The sequence below is a fragment of the Pseudomonas sp. L5B5 genome (genome assembly GCF_020520285.1).
In the GTDB taxonomy this organism is placed as follows: domain Bacteria; phylum Pseudomonadota; class Gammaproteobacteria; order Pseudomonadales; family Pseudomonadaceae; genus Aquipseudomonas.
Genome location: NZ_CP084742.1, coordinates 427,069 through 442,179, shown reverse-complemented (window position 1 = coordinate 442,179; position 15,111 = coordinate 427,069). Strand labels below are relative to the sequence as shown.

The 15,111-nt window shown below is 61.8% G+C and carries 16 protein-coding genes; 10 read left to right on the top strand and 6 right to left on the bottom strand.

What is annotated here, in order from left to right:
* The first annotated feature begins 160 nt into the window (after window positions 1–160).
* Both LGQ10_RS02000 and LGQ10_RS01995 read left to right on the top strand, forming a co-directional pair.
* Window positions 161–2,113: an FAD-dependent oxidoreductase gene (locus LGQ10_RS02000; protein ID WP_226524505.1), complete on the top strand. Its 1,953-nt coding sequence runs from the start codon at window positions 161–163 to the stop codon at window positions 2,111–2,113.
* Window positions 2,114–2,183: 70 nt separating this feature from the next.
* Complete coding sequence (locus tag LGQ10_RS01995; RefSeq protein WP_226524504.1) at window positions 2,184–2,801, top strand: cupin domain-containing protein; 618 nt, start codon at window positions 2,184–2,186, stop codon at window positions 2,799–2,801.
* 84 nt (window positions 2,802–2,885) lie between these two features.
* Here LGQ10_RS01995 and LGQ10_RS01990 read toward each other — a convergent pair whose 3' ends face one another.
* The 3 genes from LGQ10_RS01990 to LGQ10_RS01980 form a co-directional block, all read right to left on the bottom strand.
* Complete coding sequence (locus LGQ10_RS01990; RefSeq protein ID WP_226524503.1) at window positions 2,886–3,155, bottom strand: hypothetical protein; 270 nt, start codon at window positions 3,153–3,155, stop codon at window positions 2,886–2,888.
* Window positions 3,156–3,558: 403 nt separating this feature from the next.
* Window positions 3,559–3,852, bottom strand: coding sequence for a DUF3077 domain-containing protein (locus tag LGQ10_RS01985; protein ID WP_226524502.1), 294 nt, complete (start codon window positions 3,850–3,852; stop codon window positions 3,559–3,561).
* Window positions 3,853–4,162: 310 nt separating this feature from the next.
* Window positions 4,163–4,426, bottom strand: a complete 264-nt coding sequence (locus tag LGQ10_RS01980; protein WP_226524501.1) for a hypothetical protein — start codon at window positions 4,424–4,426, stop codon at window positions 4,163–4,165.
* A 341-nt stretch (window positions 4,427–4,767) separates the two neighbouring features.
* Here LGQ10_RS01980 and LGQ10_RS01975 point away from each other — a divergent pair, with 341 nt between their 5' ends.
* A complete protein-coding gene (locus LGQ10_RS01975) occupies window positions 4,768–5,196 on the top strand; it encodes a hypothetical protein (protein WP_226524500.1) in 429 nt (142 codons plus the stop codon).
* 201 nt (window positions 5,197–5,397) lie between these two features.
* Here LGQ10_RS01975 and LGQ10_RS01970 read toward each other — a convergent pair whose 3' ends face one another.
* Window positions 5,398–6,405, bottom strand: a complete 1,008-nt coding sequence (locus LGQ10_RS01970) for an NAD(P)-dependent oxidoreductase (RefSeq protein ID WP_226524499.1) — start codon at window positions 6,403–6,405, stop codon at window positions 5,398–5,400.
* Window positions 6,406–6,512: 107 nt separating this feature from the next.
* Between LGQ10_RS01970 and LGQ10_RS01965 the strand changes: the two genes are divergently transcribed.
* The 3 genes from LGQ10_RS01965 (at window position 6,513) to LGQ10_RS01955 (ending at window position 8,373) form a co-directional block, all read left to right on the top strand.
* On the top strand, window positions 6,513–7,169 hold the full coding sequence (locus tag LGQ10_RS01965) for a TetR/AcrR family transcriptional regulator (RefSeq protein WP_226524498.1): 657 nt from the start codon (window positions 6,513–6,515) through the stop codon (window positions 7,167–7,169).
* A 227-nt stretch (window positions 7,170–7,396) separates the two neighbouring features.
* Window positions 7,397–7,696, top strand: a complete 300-nt coding sequence (locus tag LGQ10_RS01960) for a DUF2388 domain-containing protein (RefSeq protein WP_226524497.1) — start codon at window positions 7,397–7,399, stop codon at window positions 7,694–7,696.
* A gap of 11 nt (window positions 7,697–7,707) precedes the next feature.
* Window positions 7,708–8,373, top strand: a complete 666-nt coding sequence (locus LGQ10_RS01955) for a TIGR02466 family protein (RefSeq protein ID WP_226524496.1) — start codon at window positions 7,708–7,710, stop codon at window positions 8,371–8,373.
* Between the two features lie 46 nt (window positions 8,374–8,419).
* Here LGQ10_RS01955 and LGQ10_RS01950 read toward each other — a convergent pair whose 3' ends face one another.
* Entirely contained in the window at window positions 8,420–8,866 is a 447-nt protein-coding gene (locus LGQ10_RS01950) for a hypothetical protein (RefSeq protein ID WP_226524495.1), read from the bottom strand.
* A 233-nt stretch (window positions 8,867–9,099) separates the two neighbouring features.
* Here LGQ10_RS01950 and LGQ10_RS01945 point away from each other — a divergent pair, with 233 nt between their 5' ends.
* Together LGQ10_RS01945 and LGQ10_RS01940 are read left to right on the top strand one after the other, a co-directional pair.
* Window positions 9,100–11,163 (top strand): hypothetical protein, encoded by a 2,064-nt coding sequence (locus LGQ10_RS01945; RefSeq protein ID WP_226524494.1) that lies wholly within the window; start codon window positions 9,100–9,102, stop codon window positions 11,161–11,163.
* Between the two features lie 13 nt (window positions 11,164–11,176).
* Window positions 11,177–11,776, top strand: coding sequence for a hypothetical protein (locus tag LGQ10_RS01940; RefSeq protein WP_226524493.1), 600 nt, complete (start codon window positions 11,177–11,179; stop codon window positions 11,774–11,776).
* 78 nt (window positions 11,777–11,854) lie between these two features.
* Here the strand turns inward: LGQ10_RS01940 and LGQ10_RS01935 are convergent, their stop codons facing one another.
* Entirely contained in the window at window positions 11,855–12,766 is a 912-nt protein-coding gene (locus LGQ10_RS01935; protein ID WP_226524492.1) for a LysR family transcriptional regulator, read from the bottom strand.
* Window positions 12,767–12,958: 192 nt separating this feature from the next.
* Between LGQ10_RS01935 and LGQ10_RS01930 the strand changes: the two genes are divergently transcribed.
* Together LGQ10_RS01930 and LGQ10_RS01925 are read left to right on the top strand one after the other, a co-directional pair.
* Window positions 12,959–13,327, top strand: a complete 369-nt coding sequence (locus tag LGQ10_RS01930) for a peptidoglycan-binding domain-containing protein (RefSeq protein WP_226524491.1) — start codon at window positions 12,959–12,961, stop codon at window positions 13,325–13,327.
* A 79-nt stretch (window positions 13,328–13,406) separates the two neighbouring features.
* Window positions 13,407–15,098 carry a peptidoglycan D,D-transpeptidase FtsI family protein gene (locus LGQ10_RS01925; protein ID WP_226524490.1) on the top strand — a complete coding sequence of 564 codons (1,692 nt, stop codon included), beginning with the start codon at window positions 13,407–13,409 and terminating at the stop codon, window positions 15,096–15,098.
* Window positions 15,099–15,111: the final 13 nt, after the last annotated feature.

The window sequence follows — 15,111 nt, the reverse complement described above, 5'->3', positions numbered from 1 at the left end:
ATTGTTGTGAGGGGCGCCCCGCAGGTTGGGGCGCCAATCGAAGCTACTGCAAGGATTAGTAAAAAAACAAGTTGATTTTTTACTACCGGTAAATTTTTATAGACAAACAATAACAACGCCGAGGCATCGTCCTGCCCTTGGCCAGCCTGGAGCCCGCGCCATGACCACCGCCTTCCCGCACCTCTTCGCGCCGTTGCAGATCCGTGGCAAGCGCCTGAAGAACCGCATCATGTCCAGCGGCCACGACACCTCGATGCCCACCGACAACCTGGTCAACGAGCAGTTGATCGCCTACCACCGGGCCCGGGCCGAAGGCGGGGTCGGGCTGATCGTGTTGCAGGTGGCCGGGGTCCACGACAGTGCGCGCTACACCAGCCATGTGCTGATGGCCACCGACGATGCCTGCATCGACGGCTACCGGCGCCTGGCCGAGACCTGCCATGCCCACGGCACGCTGGTGCTGTCCCAGGTGTTCCATCCGGGGCGCGAGATCATGGAGTCCGCCGACGGCCTGCTGGCGGTGGCCTACGCCCCCTCGGGCGTGCCCAACGAGCGCTTCCGGGTCATGCCCCGGGCCCTGGACCAGGAAATGATCGACGCGATCATCCAGGGTTACGCCGACGCCGCCCGGCGCCTGCACCAGGCCGGCCTGGATGGCGTGGAACTGGTGGCCAGCCACGGCTACCTACCGGCACAGTTCCTCAACCCGCGGGTCAATCGCCGCAGCGACGGCTACAACGGCGAGCTGGAGCAACGCCTGCGCTTTATTCGCGAGGTGCTGGCGGCCATGCGCGCCAGCACCGCCGACGACTTCATCATCGGCCTGCGCATCAGCGCCGACGAGCGCGACCCCGAGGGCCTGACCGAGGACGAGTCCCTGGCCGCCGCCCGACAGTTGCAAGACCAGCTGGACTACCTGCATATCGTCGCCGGCACCTCGGCCTCCCTCGGCGGCGCCGTGCACATCGTCCCGCCCATGGCGGTGGAAGCGGCTTACCTGGCCCGCGAAGCCGGGACCTTCAAGGCCGCGCTGCAAATCCCGCTGTTCGTCACCGGGCGCATCAACCAGCCCCAGGAAGCCGAGGCCATCCTCGCCAAGGGCCAGGCCGACGTGTGCGGCATGACCCGGGCGCTGATCTGCGACCCGCAAATGCCCAACAAGAGCGACAGTGGCCGGGTCGATGACGTGCGCGCCTGCATCGCCTGCAACCAGGCGTGCATCGGCCACTTTCACAAGGGCCTGCCGATTTCCTGCATCCAGCACCCGGAAACCGGCCGCGAACTGCTGTACGCCCAGGCTCGGCCGGCCCGACAGCGCAAACGCATCCTGGTGGTGGGCGGTGGCCCGGCGGGCATGAAGGCCGCCGCCGTCGCCGCCCAGCGCGGCCACCAGGTGACCCTCTACGAAGCCGGCTCCCAGCTCGGTGGCCAGGTGCTGCTGGCGCAACTGCTGCCCCGGCGCAGCGAATTCGGCGGCGCCAGCACCAACCTGCAACGGGAAATGCAACTGGCCGGGGTCGAGGTGGTGCGCAACACCCGGGTCGACCGCGCCCTGGTGGAGCGCGAACAGCCCGACCACGTGATCATCGCCACCGGCGCCCGCCCCTACTGGCCCCATTTCGAGCGCGCCGGCGAGCTGCAAGTGGTGGACGCCTGGCAAGTGCTGCGCGATGAAGTCCAGCTCGGGCGCTCGGTGGTGGTGGCCGACTGGCGCTGCGACTGGATCGGCCCGGGCATCGCCGAGCGCCTGCTGCGCGCCGGGCACCAGGTGCAACTGGCGGTCAACGGCACCCACTGCGGCGAAAGCCTGCCGCTGTACGTGCGCGACCAACTGGCCGGCGAACTGCACAAGCTGGGGCTGCCGATCATCCCCTACGCCCGCCTCTACGGCTGCGACGACAACACCGTGTACCTGCAGCACACCGCCAGCGGCGAGCCGATGCTGCTGGAAAACGTCGACAGCCTGGTGCTGTGCCAGGGTCACCAGCCGGTGGACGACCTGGGGGAGCAGCTCAAGGGCCTGGTGACCTTCCAGCGCATCGGCGACTGCCTGGCCCCGCGCACCGTCGAAGAAGCCATCCACGAGGGCTTGAAAGTCGCCTGGGAGATTTGACCCTGCTTTATACTCCAGGGCTTTTGCAGGACGGGCGCCGGACGCGCCCCTACCCGGTTCGGAGCCCGCCATGAACAACCGCAGCAACACGCCGCCCGCCGCCCTGGCGCCCGAGGCCCTGGGCTCCCCCGGCGGCCCGCAGTTTCTCGGCACGCGCATCCGCGGCCTGCGCAAACGCCGCGGCCTGACCCTGAGCGAACTGGCCCGGCAGAGCGAACTCACCGCCGGCTACATCAGCCAGCTGGAACGCAACCTCGCCTACCCCTCCATCCCCGCCCTGTTCAACATCGCCCGCAGCCTGGGCGTGACCATCCAATGGTTCTTCGCCAGCGAAACCCAGACCGCCCCCGAAGACCAGGGCTACGTGGTGCGCAAGAAACAGCGGCTGCAGGTGAACTACGAAAACGGCATCGTCGACCAACTGCTGACCCCGCAACCGACCCAGCAACTGGAATTCTTGCACTCACGCTTTCCCCCGGGCACCTACAGCAAGGAAAGCTACAGCCATGAGGGCGAGGAAGCCGGGTATGTGCTGACGGGGAGCTTCGAGCTGTGGGTGGGGGAACGGTATTTCCAACTGAGCGAGGGGGACAGCTTCAGGTTCTCCAGCCAGGAGCCGCATAAGTATGGGAACCCCGGGGAGGAGGATGCGGTGGTGTTGTGGGTGATCACGCCGCCGACGTTTTGAGGGTTGGGTTGAGGTGGAGTTATGCCCCACCCTCTCACTTAGTGAGTCTGGATACTTCCAGGTCGGGAAATACGCCGCTCCGCTTCAGATACGCTCCAGATACTCCATGGAAACCTCCCCGCCAAGGTAAGGGCCGTCATCACTGCAATCCATGGTGGGCTTCTCAAATTCCACCCATACACTGGTAATAATTCTGTCTTTTCCAGCAATAGTTCGCTGAGTACCAGTGAGCTCCAGCTCCCCCGCCAAGGCTTCCCTTACAAACTCTGAAGGTAACGAAACCACCCCAACTCCGCCATTCGGCCACCACAAGTGGGGCTTGATTTTTACCCTGTCACCCTCATTAAATTTCATTTATTTTCCTCCATATTATCGACTTTAATTTGCTCTTTAACGCTCGACCAGAGGGAGAGCCTGAGCTAGTTCAAGTGATCAAAGCGAACGAGTTGATCGAACTTTATCCCTTACTGTAAAGGGCAATAAGCACATCCCAGAATCCGTACAGAATCTGGCGAGCAATGTGCGCATCTCATCATTAAAGGGAATCACCTCGCTTTGCTAGGCACCGTTGAGTGTCCACTTCTGGCCGGATTGCTGCCTGTCGTGAGGGGCAGCAAGCAGCCAAAAGCGGACAGTCTCACTGGGACTGGGCTGGTATCCCTGAGGCTCGAAAGCAGCTATGAAACTCGGGGCGATTCAAACGCCGCTTATCAACCAACAACAAGCGGCGTTTCCATCAACTCCCTACCATGCGGCACTAACTCAGAATCACGCCCTCACTTTCTCCATTCCCCAACCCCAAACACACATCATCAATCACCGCCTTCCCCATCTCAGCCAAAAAATGCGAAGCCCAGGCATAACGCTCGCCCTGCTCTTCCATAGCGGCATCCAGCGCGAGTTTCTTGGCGTAGTACAGCAATGTCGAAGCCTGCTCCAGCGCCTGTTGCAGAGGTACTCCGGCGTTGACGCAAAACAGGCTGTGGTCGGTTTCGGGGCAGCTGCCGAAGGTGACAAATCCTTGGGTCTGGGTCGGCTTGCTTGAGTTCATTGGACACCTCCGGCCATGGGCTGGCGGAGATTGCGCTTGAGCGCTGGGAAGATAAACGAATGGCAGAATATATCGGGCAGATGACCGGCAAACATGATTGAAACTCCCTGATCAACAATGTGCCTGTATCTGATCGGGTTCTCAGGCCCGGTCGCTGATTTTGCAGCGACCGCAGCAGGCTAGGCGGCTGTGCCTACCAGGGCAATGCTCAAAACGTCGCGGGTTATGTCCATTGTGCAAAGCCCCACGCGAACATAGGCCCGATCCACGACTCAAGCCGTCGAGCAAATGTCGTGCGGTCAACCGCCCCTCACTCTCCGCGCCCATGGGCCACGGCCAGTGCCAACAAGCGGGTGAAGTTGGCGATGGCGAAATACAGGTCATCCAGGGTGTCGCCATCCCACTCCTCCACCGCTTCGCGCTGGGCGGTCAGCGAGGCGATACGCGCCTTGATCTCGACGATTTCCGCCTCGTCGCACTGCAGGGCGATGGCCTCCCAGGCGGCCTGGGGGATGTTCTGCTGCACGCTGAGCCCGGCCTTGGCCTCGGCAATCAACGCAGTCAATTTACTCATGAGGTGTCCTCAGGGTTGCCGCACTCCGCCCCTGGCGGATGGTCGCAGATGCGCCGTGCATCATGCGGCAAGCGGTGGGTTCAAACACCCCGGTACGGGCCGGGGCGCCAGCCCGGTCGGAGCGCAATGGGGGGGCGAGACAAGGGTTCCAGCATTGCATCGCCAAAGCGTATCCATGACTGCCTGGCGTGCGGTGGCGCATGGTAACCCACTCACTCATTGCGCACCGCCACCTGTGAGCGAGAGCCCATTTGAGTGTGCGTGGTGGTCAAAGTACTTGGCAGCGCAGCAAGCGCCGGCTTCAATAGCGGCTTCTTTTCAATGTCGCAGGAGCGTGAAGGATGCAGCTGTATAGCCGATGGACGGCCGCATGGGCCATGGCGTTGGCCCTGGTAGCCGGGATGGCCCAGGCCGAGGAACGTCCGCAAGTGGCGGACAAGATGGTGGCCTACAACGGCCCGCACGGGGTGAAGGTCTGGACCCTGCGCATTGGCGAGCGCAACGCCAACCAGGCCCTGGTACAAGTGGAAGACGTCGACCACGACTGGAACATGCGCATCCAGAAAATGACCGTGGAACAAACCTCCCGCGACACCCGTTATTCCACCCAGATCGACGGCCAGAAGTTCGTAGTGCTGGTGCTCCAGGAAGGCTATGGCGAGCTGCACCTGCCGGGCCAGGCCAAGCCGCTGAAGGTGGGTTATGACGACAACCTGTCCAGCTATGGCAATGCCCAGGCCTTCCTCAACGACTACCTCAAGGCGCAATGACCCTCACGCGGGCGAGCGCTCCTTGCGCCGCCCGCGCTGCTCCCCTTCCCTGATCCAGGCCCCGCCATGAGCGATGCCCTGCCCTTCGCACAAGGCAGGTAACCCCAGGCCGCCAAGCGCCTGCGGGGAATCGTCGATGTGCGTATGGACCCATCGCCGAGCGCCAGATCGCTGGCAGCACACTGCGTTGTCATCGGCAGTTCATGACAGCGGCAATTCGCGCAGCTCTCCTCCTTCTTGCGCCAGGCGCTGCAGGAACTCGCTTGCGTCCAGCAGTTGGTAAGGAAAGTACAGACCTGGCGCGGTGGGCGCTTGATCGCCCAACCCCAGCAAACGCTCCAGGAGCAGGGCCACGCAAAGACCGGTGAGGGTTGCCGCGCCCTGGGGGTGAATCACCGCGTGACGCGTGCGCAGCGCTGCACCGTGGCGGTCTTCACCCGCCAGTTCGATGATGATTTCGGTGGACATGGCCCCGCCCTGGCGCCGGCTCGAACTCACCCCGGCAGCCAGGTTGAACTGCACATTGGGCGCCCCGGTCGCCGTGGCCAGGCCCACCACGTCGATGGACGAAAAGCCGCGGGCCTCGATGGCCGTGCCGTCCACCGCGCGAAAACGGATCTCGGCCTGCTCCGCCTGGCGCCAGAGGTAGACGCCGTCGCGCCGGGTCAGGGCCGCGGGCAACAAGCTGTTCAAGTGCTCGAAATCCGTGGCCACCGTCGGGCCTCCGGAGTCTTGCTCATCGACCAGGGCATGGATGCGGATGTCGTGCACCCGGCCAAAGGCCCTGGCCAGGTGCAGCGTCGAGACCGTGGTTGCGCCGACCATCCATTCGTAACCCAGGACAATGGGCGCGGCATCGGGCCGGTGCATGTAGCTGGCGATCTGCGGTGCAATCTCGAACACTCCGGAAGAGATACTCAGGTGGGGCACGCCCTGCTGCTGGGCGTAACGCAACCCCGCCAGGGCATGGTCCATGTAGAACAGCGCCACGGCGCTGACCCGACGTGTGCCGAGCCCCAGGTCATCGGCGGCGGGGTCGATCAGCACCCCTTGCGCCCCGCCCATGTGTTTGGCGGCGCGCTGTGCCTTGGTAAGGTCGCGGCCACCGATCAGCAGCGGAATATCGGGATGGGCGGCACGCAGGGCCCGGGCAGCGTGATGGCCGATGGCGCCAGAGCCGCCCATCAACAAGACAGGATCAAGTGACATGGTGTGTTCTCCTGGTTTGCGGATGAACCTACTATGGGTAGGAAACCTAGCACGAACATTCCACCCACAACCTACCATTGGTAGGTTTTTGCCCTGGAGCCGACAGAATGCAACAAGACGCCCCCGCCACACCTGCAGCCAGCCGTCGGCTGGCCAAGGCTGATCGGCGCCAGCAGTTGCTCGACAGCGCGTTGCAGGTGGTGCGCGAAGAAGGCGCAGACCGCCTGACCCTGGGGCACCTGGCCATTTGCGCCGGGGTATCCAAACCGGTGGTCTACGATCACTTCGGCACTCGCTCGGACCTGCTGATCGCGCTCTACAAATGGATCGACACCGAGCGGGTCAGCGCGTTTACCGAGGCCATGTCCCGCGCCACGCACAGCCTGGAGGAGACGGCTCAGGTCCTGGCCAGCGCCTACATCCGGTGTGCGGCAGACAAGACCGACGAGTTCTATGCCATCGGCGCAGCGCTGGCAGGCAGCAACGACAAGGCTGCGGTATTCCAGGAGTTGCTGGAAAATTGCGTGCAGATGTTCGTGACCGTGCTCAAGCCGCACTCCGCCCTGCCCACCGCCGAACTGGAACGCCGCTGCACCGGCCTGGTGGGCGCTGGGGAAGCGCTTTCCGGCGCCGTGGTTCGCGCACGGCAGACGCTGGATGAAGTGACCGGCACATTCGCCGCGCTGATCCATGGCGCGTTGCAGGAGGCCAACCAAGACTCGGGGCAGCAGACTGCCCAAGACATGAAAAATACCGAAACCTAACTGAAAACCGCCAATCAAGGGCGAAATCAGGCATATCTGCCAAGCAACTAATTAAAGTCTTTAGCTGCAACTTCGAAGTTTCCGGGAGCCCTCAAAACATCTGCCTATCGCACTTTTTAACAATCTTTAGCAAAAGCCCTGAAGCACCCGAAGGTTACCCGTTGGTAGGGTTCACCCCCGAATTTAACCCCACCTTAACCTTCGTAGATCCAATGAAACTTCCACACTTGTCCTACTTGCTATTTGTTGTTTTGGGCCTGATGAGCATGCATGCCCAAGCCACCAGTTTCGTCATGACCACCGACATCTCGGTCAGCCTCACCATGAGTGCCTCCAAAGGCACTAGCGGCTCGTTCAAGGACGACAAGATTGTTCTGGCAGCCAAGGATGACGCAGCGGCATTCGTCGCCAGTGACGGCGATATTCGCGGCGTCCGCATTGAAGCGGCATTTGCCAGGATTCGCCAAGTAACGGGGGACTCGCAGCTCTCGGACCAGCAACTAGCCAGAGCCATCCTGGCGCTTTAAATGGAATTTACATGCCTTTCGCCAACACCCTCGTGGACCCGCAACTGATCAACATCCGCCATCTGTTCGCCACGCCGGTAGCGAGCCTGCGCCACCCCGATGCCCAAGCGCTGAATGTGCAACTCAAGGCCCTGATCGACAGCCGCATGGCCCAGGACCTGCGCGGCGCACAGCACAGCAACGACGGCGGCTGGCAATCGCCGAGCGATTTCAACCTCTGGGGAGGAACGGCTTGCGAGTCCCTGGTGCAATTCGCCAAGGACTTCGCCAGCCAACTCACTGCGGTGCACAGCGAACAATACGGCCTGGTCGAACCCAACTTCGAGTGGAATATCAATGCCTGGGTCAACGTCAATCAGGCAGGCCATGCCAATGCATTGCATGGCCATCCGGGTGCATTCTGGTCCGGGGTCTACTGGGTCGACACCGGCGGTCGTGAAGAACAATTGCAAGTAGGTGGCGATCTGGAGTTCATCGACCCCAGAGGAATGATCGCCTCGACTTACAACCCGGCACTGCGCATGCGCATCAAGGACTGTTTGGCAGCGGGTTTCGGCATGACCCAAACGCCGGAAAGTGGCACCTTCCTGATGTTTCCCTCATGGTTATTGCATTCGGTGCAACGCTATTCAGGCAACCGGCCAAGAATATCCATCGCTTTCAACTTCGGTGTTTGAAACAACGTGCGATTTAACCGCGTTGATAGGCAGGCAGGTGCAACTTTCAGGCATTAGATCGCCCGATATTCAAACGATAAAAAGAATCGTCCAGCGTCCGCAGAAGATTCGCCGGCGCTGCCGCAAAAAGCACCCGTAGCGCTTCGGTAACACGGTCATCGCGTTGCCCGCAGGCCGCAAGTGCCTCGACTGCGGCGCGAGGCACCAGGGTGGCATGCGTCGCATCGCACAGAATCGCCCACGGCCCTGAGCGGTACCAGACAGCGGCAAGCAAGGCTACCCCGCGATCCTTGTGGTTGCGGGCATTGCGGTTGCCGTCCACATCCTGCAGCAGTTTCGGCAACGAATCGGCGCCGATAAAGGCGTGTTCCAGGCTGGCAAACTTGTGCGAGTGGTTCACGTGCCGACGCCAGGCACAACGCACATGGGCGGCGCCGAACTCCAATGGTTCGCCGGATTGTTCACTGACCTGGGTCCAGGATAAAGCAGTCATCTGCGCTTCCCTGCGGTACATGCAATGCCTGCCCCGAATGAAGGGTGGCAGCGCGTGACGAGCCCTTGCTCGTTTTTGCTCGAAGCCTAGTCGTTTTTAGCGAATCCAACCTGGCCATCAGGGACAGTCCTCAGGATTGGACTCTGGTCCAAGGTCGCCCTCTACAAAAGAGACTTGTAGAAAGTCAGCAGTCCCTGGATGCGCTGCTAAGCTGCACGATATGGCCAGAAGCCATGTCCCTTTCTCCTCGCGTTATCTCGTATTTCAAGTACGAGATAAGACCGAACAAGGAGCTACCCATGGACAAGGATTGTTATGCGCCCCACCTAGTACAGGGTGCTCAAGGGCGTAAGAAGTTTGCGCTACCAATGGGTGTCCTGCTTATCCTTTTGTTCTTCGCTTCAATAGCGCAGGGCGGCCCGCCTGTATTCATTCCCGGTCCCGTACCCAGTCCAGTGACACCAGGCTATTACGGCATGAAACCGATTGGTATGCAGGTCGGCAATGACCCTACCTTCGGGCCGATGTGTGAAGGTCCGGTCGGCCCGGCGATGTGTGAGTCAGTGAATCGCTACATCGGACTACAGCAGCGTGCGGCCATGATTCATATGGCGCCCCCAATAAACTTCCATCCACAAGTAGGACCAATCTGCTCCGGCCCTTTAGGTCCAGGTCCGTGCTATGACGTAGCGATGTGGATCGCCATGGCCAGCGAAGCCGAGAACACCATCCTTCTACCAGTTCTGACCACTACACCTATGGGGCCGATCTGTGCGGGCCCGCTTGGACCAGGACCATGTACCCAGGTGAAGGTCTTCATTCTTCAACAATCGATGAATCTAGCTCCACCAGCGGCGCCAAATCTGCAACAGCTAAATGTCGTCGGCAATGTAAATACCCCGTTCGGACGATCTCCCGTCTGCCAGGGGCCGATGGGCCCCATGCCCTGCACCCTGCTTCCACAGATGGGACTCGACGCTTGGTCAGGCCCGGTTCCAGGACCGCAACAGTTTGGCTTACCGGCAGCGCTTCAGAGTGAACCAATGCACCTGGCCAGGGAATGCGCAAGACTAGTAGGTGCTGACGTTAGTCGCTTCGCAGGTTGTGCAGGTCAGAAAATCATCTTGCCCCAGCGCGACCAGGCACTTCTGGACTGCGCCGTCAGCAATCGCACTGCTCTGGACTTCAGCAAATGCGCCGCACCAAACTTCGGGCTCACCCTCCCCGAGAGTCAACGCAAAGCTGTCCAGTGTTCCCTCAGTGCCAAGGGCAACCCAGAAGCTTTCATCAGTTGTACGGGCCTGACGATACCTGCCATTGAGCTTAGTTCCGAGCAGCGAGCCATCATTCAATGCGGCACGACTGCCGGCGATCCCGAGTCTTTTGCCAACTGCGCTGCGCCAAGTGTCATGGGGCAGTCGGAGCAGGCGGTCCTACGATGCGCTGTAGAGTCAAAAGACAGTGGCGCATTTGCCTCTTGCGCCGCCGGCCAATTGTCGATCAAAGCGTCAGAGGACCAGCGAGTCGTCGCTCAGTGCGCCATGCAGTCAAAAGGCGACACCAACGACTTTTTCAGCTGCGCTGGCAACGCTTTTGCCGGGAAGAACCTGTCGAATGATCAAAAGGCCGTGCTTAAGTGCGCCCATGACTCAGAGGGCGATACCAGTGCCTTTGCCGCTTGCGCAGCTGGCGACCTAGTGACCAAGAATCTCAGTCGCGAACAACAAATCGCCATACGATGCGCCGCCGAAAGTGGTGGTGATCCCACGGCTACCGCAGTCTGTGCCGGTACCAACCTGATGGCCTTGAATCTCAATCCCGAACAGCAAATAGCAGTTCAGTGCGTCGCCGCCACAGGCGGTGAACCGTATTCCGCTGCTGGCTGCATGGCTAGCCGCCTCACCATGCGCGAGCTTACAAAATGCTTCAATGAGGGCATTGGCGGCAGCGGATGTTTTGGTGACAGCAACGATCTGATTGGTAAAAACGGTTGGGTAGCACGAAGCCTCGGGGAGATTGCTGGCGGGCCTAACTCAGTCATTCACAATCCCGACCAGATATGGGGCGGCGACAACTCTTTCGCTCGCAACCCTGGTCAGATATGGGGTGGGCCAAATTCAGTCTTCAATAATCCCAATCAGGTGCTGGGCGGGCCCAATTCGTTTTTCAACAATCCCCAGCAAGTCTTCGGTGGGCCAAATTCAGTCTTCAACAACCCGGGCCAGATTCTGCCCCAGCCACGACCAATGGTACTGGGCAAAATCGGTGGCAAGCGTGTTTGTTTACCCTGGTGTTAACGGAGCTCTTACTATGCCGTTCAAGCCGATACTGACCCGTACCCTCGGAGTCCTTGCACTGCTGGCCTCTGCAGCCGCACAGGCCGGTCCACACAAGGAACTGGATCTGCGGGTGAAATCAGATGCCGACGGGCTTGAGCGCGAGATACTCATCTGTGCTCGTCCATCGGGAACAGCTAGTGTTCCCGGCCATATGTTCCTCGCCTTCAGCACTCGCTCCGCCGTCTCCGGGCACCGTACCTACTACACCATCGGCCACACCACGAGCGCCCCATTGGCGCAAACCCTGTTGACCTACACCGGCCTGATCCCGAATGTTTCGGGATACCTTACCGAGGAACGCTATACGCATGCTCAAGAGCAGTGCCTGGTTCTCGCCGTCAACCAAGGGGATTACGACAGGGCTTTCACGCTCGCTCGTCCCTCGATGGAGCAAATCGCCGGAAACATGACTTCCGCCGGTCCGTTGCTCCTAGGCTATAGCTTAGGTTCCAACGACTGTATGACCTTGGCCATAGGCGTGGCCAAGATCTTTCCGGGTATCAAGGTACCGGAACGCAAAGCGACTGAACTTCCAATGGATTATGTCCGCCGATTAATCGACTCAAATTAAAGCCAAGCTGGAAGGTGGGGCCGCTGATAGCTGGTCGACTCCGGCTTTCTAACATCCGTCCGAGTAAATAGGTCCCCCTCACTGCAAAAAGAAATGCTCCTTGATGCAATCCAGGATCAGCGCCTTGACCACCTGCATCGCTTCATCGTGCTTGCTGCCCACGCGCATGCCGATCTCCAGCTCGTAGGACGGCATCGGCACGGGACAGGGAAAGGTCTTGAGCGAGGTGATCCTTTCCATCGCCCGGGCGGCGTGGGTCGGCACGGTGGTGATCAGGCTGGAGCCCACCAGCAGGAACGGCACGGCGGCAAAGTGCGAGGTCGAGACCTTGACCGTGCGCTTGTAGCCGGCGGCGTTCAGCCCTTCGTCGACGATGCCTACATAGCCGGCCGAGGACACCAGCAGGTGCGGGCGCTGCGCGTAGTCTGCGGCGCTCTGGGGGATCGAGTTGTGGGCATCGGCGATGCACAGGTAGTTGCCCCGGCCCAGGCGGGTGCGGGTCACCAGTTGGGATGAGAAGCCGCCGGCGCTGATGGCGATATCGATCTTGTGGCCCATCAGCATGTCCTGCACCACGCCGCTGTGGGTCTGCCGGAAGATGATCCGCAGCCCGGGCAGGCGCTGCTCCACCGCCGCCAGGATCTGTTGCCCGAGGGCGATCTCGCTGTCGTCGGAAAGGCCGATGGTGATGGTCCGGCCGCGGGTCTCCCGGCCGCCCACCGACAGGCTGAGGGCCAGGCGGCAACGATCGATGGCCTCGCTGATCAGCGGCGCCAGCTCGTTGGCCCGGGTGGTCGGGCGCAGGCCTCGCCCGGTGCGCTCGAACAGCGGATCGCCGTAGATTTCCCGCAGGCGCCCGAGCGCGGCGCTGACCGCCGGCTGGGTGACGCCGAGGCGGATGGCCGCTCGGCTGGCACCGCCCTCCTCGATCAGCGCGATGAAGACCCGAAGCAGGTTGAGGTCTACCGCCTCGATATCAATTGAATTCATATCAGATAGCCCAGCTAGTGCGTTGCTCTATATTTTACCCTTCTTAAAATATCCCTTCATAACCATTTATTGCCCACTAACAGACTGAGCGATAAGGCTTTTCAGGCAAGGCAGGCGTATCCGCAGGACTTGTTTTCAAGTGCAGGCCAAGCGAGTGCCTGGTGGAACACTTCGGATATCAGGGGTTGAAACATGAAACAGCACGTCAAGCGCTTCGCAGCCATGGTGCTTCTGGGCGTCACGCTTGAAGCAATGGCCGGCTTGCCGGAGGCGGCGCCCCGCAACTCCCCCGTCCAGGCGGGGCCTTGCGAGCCGGCCGAGCCTCTGTGCCTGGCGCAGCCTGCAGGTTCGGCTGCCGGCCAGCAGGTCATCAGCCGGCTGCAGCAAGCGCTGGCCGAAAGGGACTACTACCAGGGCCTGGTCGATGGCGTGGCGGGTGAACAGACCGCCCTGGCGATCTTCCTGTTCCAGATGGACTGCGAGCTGCCACTGACTGGCAGTGTCAATGCGCGAATCCTCCAGGTACTGAACATCCCCAGCCCGGCCTGGCTCACCGAGTGACTGCGCGGCGAGAGCCAGGCGCAGCTCCATGCGTTTCCCCCATCGACTGCCCGTCAGCGGGCCCACGAAGTACTGGATCATGACCCCAGCACCCTCAACTCGACAGCCCTGGCGCTTCAGCCTGGCGGTGGCCATCGTGGCGCTCCTGGCGCTGGCGATCTGCGCGCGGATCATCCAGCTGCAAGTGTCCGACAAGGCCTTCCTGATCAAGCAAGGCGATGCCCGCAGCCTGCGACACCTTGGCATTCCCGCGTACCGCGGCTTGATCACCGACCGATACGGCGAACCGCTGTCGGTGAGTACACCGGTCACCACCCTCTGGGCCGACCCCCGGCAACTGCTCGGCCAACAAACTCATTGGCCGGCCCTGGCAAGCGCCCTGCAGATGCCGGCTTCCCAGCTGGAGGCCTTGCTGCTGGGCAATCGCCGCAAGGCCTTTGTCTACCTGCATCGACGCCTGGCGCCCGAGGTGGCCGAGCACATGCTGCAGCAGGTGCAGGCACTCGGGCTTGGCGGCATCTACGCGCAGGAGGAGTCGCGACGCTTCTACCCTGCCGGTTCAATGGCCGCCCACGCGGTGGGATTCACCAATATCGACAACCAGGGCAGCGAGGGCATCGAGCTGGCCTATGACGAGGTCTTGCGTGGGCGCAACGGCCAGCAACGGGTGTTGAAGGACCGGCGCGGACAACTGATCCAGGACCTGGGCGTCACCCGCCTGGCCAGCCCAGGCCAGAGCCTGGCGCTGTCCCTGGACCTGCGCTTGCAATATGTCGCCCACCGCGAGTTGCACCAGGGCATCGAGGATAACGGCGCGGACGCCGGCAGCGTGGTGATCCTGGACGTCAGGACCGGAGAAATCCTCGCCCTGGCCAACCAGCCCAGCTACAACCCCAACAATCGCTCGCGGCTCAACCCGTCGCTGATGCGCAACCGCGCCGTGGTGGATGTGTTCGAACCCGCCTCGACCCTCAAGCCCTTCTCGGTGGCGGCAGCCCTGGAAAGCGGGCGCTGGAAAGCCAGCGATACCGTGCACGTCGACACCGGCACCTTGAAAGTCGGCCGTTACACCATTCGCGATGCATCCCGGACCGCAGGCGAGACCCTGGACATGACCGGCATCCTGGTCAGGTCGAGCAACGTGGCGATCAGCAAGGTGGCGTTCGACATCGGTGCCGAGAAGATCCACGACCTGCTGCAACGGGTCGGCCTGGGCCAGCCCACAGGCCTGCAGTTTCCCGGCGAACAGCTGGGCGTGCTGCCCTCACGCCAGGTGTGGCGCCCCAGCGAAACCGCGACCCTGGCCTACGGTTATGGCGTCTCGGTCACCGCCGTCCAACTGGCCAGGGCCTACGCCACCCTGGCCAATGGCGGTGTGAGCCTGCCGGTTTCGCTGCTGCGGCGCTCTACGGCGCCTCAAGGCGTCCAGGTCATCGCGGCCGACGTGGCCAACAGCGTCAAGGACATGCTGGTCCAGGTGGTCGAAGGACCGAGGGGCATCTATCGCGCCCAGGTCCGGGGTTACCGGGTGGGGGGCAAGAGTGGCACGGCCAGGAAGACCGGCGCGCGAACCCGGGGCTACCTGGACAAATCCTACCGAGCGATGTTCGCAGGTTTCGCTCCCGCCAACGAACCGCGCTACGTGGTGGTGGTGGTCATGGACAACCCGCGCAAGCGCGGATTCTTTGGTGGCCTGGTGTCCGCACCGGTGTTCAGCCGGATCATGGCCGAGACCCTGCGCCTGAACACTGTCGCCCCGGACCGCAGCTGACGCCGGCCTGCGC

Excerpts from the sequence above, each read along its gene's own strand:
- LGQ10_RS01980 (WP_226524501.1), bottom strand. The coding sequence starts at position 4,426 with ATGAGTAAATTGACTGCGTTGATTGCCGAGGCCAAGGCCGGGCTCAGC.
- LGQ10_RS01970 (WP_226524499.1), bottom strand. The coding sequence starts at position 6,405 with ATGTCACTTGATCCTGTCTTGTTGATGGGCGGCTCTGGCGCCATCGGC.
- LGQ10_RS01945 (WP_226524494.1), top strand. The coding sequence starts at position 9,100 with ATGTCCCTTTCTCCTCGCGTTATCTCGTATTTCAAGTACGAGATAAGA.
- LGQ10_RS01975 (WP_226524500.1), top strand. The coding sequence starts at position 4,768 with ATGCAGCTGTATAGCCGATGGACGGCCGCATGGGCCATGGCGTTGGCC.
- LGQ10_RS02000 (WP_226524505.1), top strand. The coding sequence starts at position 161 with ATGACCACCGCCTTCCCGCACCTCTTCGCGCCGTTGCAGATCCGTGGC.
- LGQ10_RS01940 (WP_226524493.1), top strand. The coding sequence starts at position 11,177 with ATGCCGTTCAAGCCGATACTGACCCGTACCCTCGGAGTCCTTGCACTG.
- LGQ10_RS01995 (WP_226524504.1), top strand. The coding sequence starts at position 2,184 with ATGAACAACCGCAGCAACACGCCGCCCGCCGCCCTGGCGCCCGAGGCC.
- LGQ10_RS01990 (WP_226524503.1), bottom strand. The coding sequence starts at position 3,155 with ATGAAATTTAATGAGGGTGACAGGGTAAAAATCAAGCCCCACTTGTGG.
- LGQ10_RS01955 (WP_226524496.1), top strand. The coding sequence starts at position 7,708 with ATGCCTTTCGCCAACACCCTCGTGGACCCGCAACTGATCAACATCCGC.
- LGQ10_RS01925 (WP_226524490.1), top strand. The coding sequence starts at position 13,407 with ATGACCCCAGCACCCTCAACTCGACAGCCCTGGCGCTTCAGCCTGGCG.
- LGQ10_RS01930 (WP_226524491.1), top strand. The coding sequence starts at position 12,959 with ATGAAACAGCACGTCAAGCGCTTCGCAGCCATGGTGCTTCTGGGCGTC.
- LGQ10_RS01950 (WP_226524495.1), bottom strand. The coding sequence starts at position 8,866 with ATGACTGCTTTATCCTGGACCCAGGTCAGTGAACAATCCGGCGAACCA.
- LGQ10_RS01935 (WP_226524492.1), bottom strand. The coding sequence starts at position 12,766 with ATGAATTCAATTGATATCGAGGCGGTAGACCTCAACCTGCTTCGGGTC.
- LGQ10_RS01965 (WP_226524498.1), top strand. The coding sequence starts at position 6,513 with ATGCAACAAGACGCCCCCGCCACACCTGCAGCCAGCCGTCGGCTGGCC.
- LGQ10_RS01985 (WP_226524502.1), bottom strand. The coding sequence starts at position 3,852 with ATGAACTCAAGCAAGCCGACCCAGACCCAAGGATTTGTCACCTTCGGC.